This is a genomic window from uncultured Leptotrichia sp. (assembly GCF_938036635.1).
Taxonomy (GTDB): domain Bacteria; phylum Fusobacteriota; class Fusobacteriia; order Fusobacteriales; family Leptotrichiaceae; genus Leptotrichia; species Leptotrichia hongkongensis.
Genome location: NZ_CALHQO010000233.1, coordinates 1 through 4,263 on the forward strand (window position 1 = coordinate 1; position 4,263 = coordinate 4,263).

The following is a 4,263-nucleotide window of genomic DNA, read 5'->3' on the forward strand; positions in this document are numbered from 1 at the left end:
TAAATAAGGGGGAATGCGGATGAATAAAAATGTAGCGGCCTTTTTTGACATAGATGGAACAATTTATAGAGATTCTTTGCTAATTGAGCATTTTAAGATGCTTGTACAGTATGAATATATTGATATGATGACTTGGGAAGGGAAAGTTAAAGAAAAATTTTCCAAATGGGAAAATAGAACTGGAGATTATGACGATTATCTCGATGAACTTGTGCAGACTTATATGGAAGCTCTAAAGAATTTTAGCAAGGAGGATATGGATTTTATTGCTAAAAGGGTAATGGAGCTAAAAGGCGACAAGGTTTATCGCTATACACGTGAAAGGTTAAAGTACCACAAAGAAAGAAATCATAAAGTTATAATTATTTCTGGGAGCCCAGACTTTCTTGTAAGCAAAATGGCTGAAAGATATGGAGTTAAAGATTACAAGGCCTCTATTTATGAAGTTAATGAAAATGGCATTTTTACAGGAAAAGTAACTCCAATGTGGGATGCCAAAAGTAAACAAAAAGCAATAGCAGATTTTTGTAAAATGTACGAAATAGATTTGACAAAATCGTATGCTTATGGGGATACAACTGGTGATCTGACAATGTTTAAAAATGTAGGAAACGCCATTGCTATAAATCCTGCTAAAAAATTACTTCAAAAAATAAAAAGGGATAAAGAATTGAAGGAAAAAGTAATGATAGTTGTAGAAAGAAAAGATGTTATCTATAAATTAAAAGCAGATGTGGATATTATATAATTTGACATTAAACGAATATATTTTTCAATCAAAAATATAATTTGATAAAATAACTTTTTGTAAATATGTAAAAATTAAATTAATTAAAGAAAAGATGATAATTATGGATAAAAATTTAAAGATAGTTTATTTAGACAGAATTACAGCTGGGCCGATTGATTTGAAAGAAAGATTTTCTAAATACGGCGAATATATTGAGTATAGAGATACTGATTTTGGTGAGGTTGATGAGAGAATAAAAGATGTGGATGTTGTAATAACGACTAGGATAAAACTGGGAAGAGAACAATTTGAAAAGGCTAAAAAACTTAAATTGATACTTATTACAGCGACAGGATTTAATCATATTGATGTGAAAAGCGCAAATGAGTTTGGGATAAAAGTGGCAAATGTTTCGGGGTATTCGACTAATTCCGTTGCACAACTTGCTATTACTTTTTTATTGAATGAATTGACGCCTGTTAATAGATATTATGAGGAAGTTAAGGATGGAAAATGGATGGATATTACTGTTCCTGATTATCAGAAATATCCGATAGACGATGTGAATGGAAAAATATTAGGAATTGTAGGATTTGGAAATATTGGTAAGAGAGTCGCTCAAGTCGCAGAGATATTGGGAATGGAAGTGATGGTTGCGAAGAATACTGAAAAAGATAATGCGAAAACTGGCTCTGTAATTGAAAAAGATGGATTTTTACGTTATGATTTGGATGAAGTGCTTGAAAAATGTGATGTTTTGACACTTCATGTCCCGCTGACTGATTCAACAAGGAATCTTATAAATCTTGAAAAAATGAAAAAGATGAAAAAAAGTGCGGTAATTTTGAATCTTGCAAGAGGGCCTGTAATAAATCAGGAAGATTTGTATTTTGCACTAAAAAATAAAATAATAAAATCAGCAGCTGTTGATGTTACAAGTGTTGAGCCAATTGAAAAAAATTCTAAATTATTTGAGCTGGATAATATTTTAATTACACCACATATTGCTTGGAAATCTGAAAAAAGCATGATAAAGCTGATGGACGATGTTGAGAAAAATTTAAAATTGTTTCTTGAAGGAAGACTGGAAGGCTTAAAATAGGGAAAGTTTTTCAAAAATATTACAGAAAATTTTGTACAAGACTAATATTTTAAGAAATGTTTTTTACAAAAAATTTTGCTAGGAACGCGAAAGAGGTGAATGATAATGCTGATAAGTAATTTTAGTGGCATAAAACTTGAGTTTGATGGACTTTATTATGGAGGAAATTATGAAATTGAAATTTTTCCTGATGGGAGATTTTATTATTCATATATTGAAAATACTTCAGTTGAGCTAAAAAAAGGATCTTTCCAGATTAATCAGAAGGAAATTATGATTTTTGAGGAAATGATGGATTATTTTGAGCTTTTGAAAAATCAAAGTAATTATATGATAAATGAGTTTAATTTTGGGAATGGAGTGCTTGTTATTCAGAAAAATAATGGACGTGAGGAAAAAATTAGGCTTGGCAAGGAAATGATGTTTGAATATGCCAAAACATTAATTGATAAATATACAAAAAAATCAAAAAGGCTCTTTTTACTAGATACTTATTTGGAAGGAGCTAAATATATCAGAAATTTTGCAATTAAAATTAAAGATGAAGTTCAATTGGATTTATTTCGTGAATTTAACGGCATTTCGCTAAATGCAGTTGCCATGTATAATTCCAAAAAGGAAAAAGTTGGATATTTGCCAAAAAATCAAAGTGAAATTATTGCAAGAATGATTGATGCTGGGAAAAAGTTTATTGCAGTACCAATTCCTTACGATGAGGAGATAGCTCTTAAAATTTACCTTGTAGATTGATTAATAAAAAATTAAAAAATAATATTGACAAATAAATGTTTTTGATGTAAAATAATATCAGATAATTAAAATTAAATTAATTTAAAAAATAGTACTATTATTTAATTGTCAAAAATAAAACAGGGGGAATAATTATGGGATTCAGATTGAGTGTAAAAGGGCAGGAAAATGAAATTTTACTTGATAAGGAAAGTATACTGGATGTAAAATATATTTCTGAAACGCCCGATGATTCTAATGCAAGAGCTACAGACTTGGGAGTGATCTTGGAAATTCGTGGGAAAATACTGGCAGCAGCAAATGGCGATACAGAAGACGACACAAGAAAAGTAGCACAATGGTCGTTAGTACCATCAGAAGCAAGTGATGCCTACAGACAAGCCAGTCTTGAAATAATTTCAGCAGGACAGATGGTAAGAAAAATTGATATGACAAACGTATTTGTAGTCGATTATATTGAAGAATATGGAAATCAGGCTGGAACTGGAACTTTTTCACTAAAAATAAAACAGAAGAAGGAAAAAGTGAAGGAAGTTGCAATTGAAGGTGGATATGCTGCTCAGGAAGCATAATGTAACACAAGGAGGTAGACAATCCCGTCTATCTCCTTTTATTTTTATAGGAGGAAATTACAAAAATAATGTTTATAAATAAATATCCAGTTTTTAAAAAAGGAAATGTGCTGGAAAAGGAAGATTTGGATTTATTAAGAGATAACCCGCTTGAAGTATTGAGCTTGGTGTATTCTGACAAAAGTAATGGAATAATAAAAGGGTTCGACTTGATACCCAACTACAGCGAGAGAATAGTGACAATTACAAAAGGAATGGCAAAATGCAATGGGTAACTTTTTTAGGTGAAGGAAGATTATATATTTGATATGCCAAAACAAGAGGAACGGTATATATTAAAACTTAAATTAGTGTCAGATATAGAAGAAAGAAAATATTATGTAAGGGAAGGACGTTTTGTGCTGGAGCTTGGTGAAAATGTTAATGAAGATGAAATTGAGATAACAAGGTTTATCACAAGAGAAGGGGCTGAATTGAGAAATGATTATCAAAATTTCAGGGATTTGAGAAGAGATTTTAATTTGATGGAAATTATAAATACAAAATACTCTTCAGCACATAAATGGGGAACTTTTCATCCACATGTATTAAAACTATGGGGAAAGGAAGTTTCAAAAAAGGAAAATCTTGATATATTTGATATAAATTTCTATGTAACTTGTCTACAGCAGGATGTTATAGAACGAGATGTTATAACTTCATATATAAATGCAAAACTTAATTTGACAGATGAAAATTATACAAATGAACAAATGTTCAGACATTTATTGACAATATTAGATAATTTAGGAACAGAAAGAAAAAAAGTTGAGAAAAAACGAATAATACCTAGAAAAATAATAGTAGAATAAAAAATTTAAATAAAAGAAATAAACAGGAGGAAAAATTATGAAATTTAGAGTGAAAAAAGATTTTCAAGAGTTAGCGTATTATTTAATTAAGGAGATTCATCCTTATGAAACGCCTGTGATTAATGTGTTTGAGAAGGAAGTGTAGAATTGGAAAGGGAAAAAATGGACGAACAGGAGATAAAAGAAAAAATAAAAAAAGAAAAATATGATGTTGTGATAGATTATTCTTCAAATTTATTAAAATATGAAAATTTTTCT

At 29.8% G+C, this 4,263-nt stretch carries 6 protein-coding genes and 1 pseudogene; all 7 read left to right on the forward strand.

Annotated elements, in window-relative coordinates; translation table 11 throughout:
• Positions 1-19 precede the first annotated feature (19 nt).
• Complete coding sequence (locus Q0370_RS04495; RefSeq protein WP_147005694.1) at positions 20-748, forward strand: HAD family phosphatase; 729 nt, start codon at positions 20-22, stop codon at positions 746-748.
• 103 nt (positions 749-851) lie between these two features.
• Entirely contained in the window at positions 852-1,832 is a 981-nt protein-coding gene (locus Q0370_RS04500; RefSeq protein ID WP_299572685.1) for an NAD(P)-dependent oxidoreductase, read from the forward strand.
• Between the two features lie 105 nt (positions 1,833-1,937).
• A complete protein-coding gene (locus Q0370_RS04505) occupies positions 1,938-2,582 on the forward strand; it encodes an HIRAN domain-containing protein (protein ID WP_299572687.1) in 645 nt (214 codons plus the stop codon).
• 134 nt (positions 2,583-2,716) lie between these two features.
• Positions 2,717-3,154, forward strand: a complete 438-nt coding sequence (locus Q0370_RS04510) for a hypothetical protein (RefSeq protein WP_299572689.1) — start codon at positions 2,717-2,719, stop codon at positions 3,152-3,154.
• 68 nt (positions 3,155-3,222) lie between these two features.
• Positions 3,223-3,429, forward strand: coding sequence for a hypothetical protein (locus Q0370_RS04515; RefSeq protein WP_299572691.1), 207 nt, complete (start codon positions 3,223-3,225; stop codon positions 3,427-3,429).
• Between the two features lie 33 nt (positions 3,430-3,462).
• A complete protein-coding gene (locus Q0370_RS04520) occupies positions 3,463-4,005 on the forward strand; it encodes a hypothetical protein (RefSeq protein ID WP_299572693.1) in 543 nt (180 codons plus the stop codon).
• A 31-nt stretch (positions 4,006-4,036) separates the two neighbouring features.
• Positions 4,037-4,150 (forward strand): annotated as a pseudogene (locus Q0370_RS11780) (DNA mismatch repair protein MutT); the annotation flags it as partial.
• Positions 4,151-4,263 lie beyond the last annotated feature (113 nt).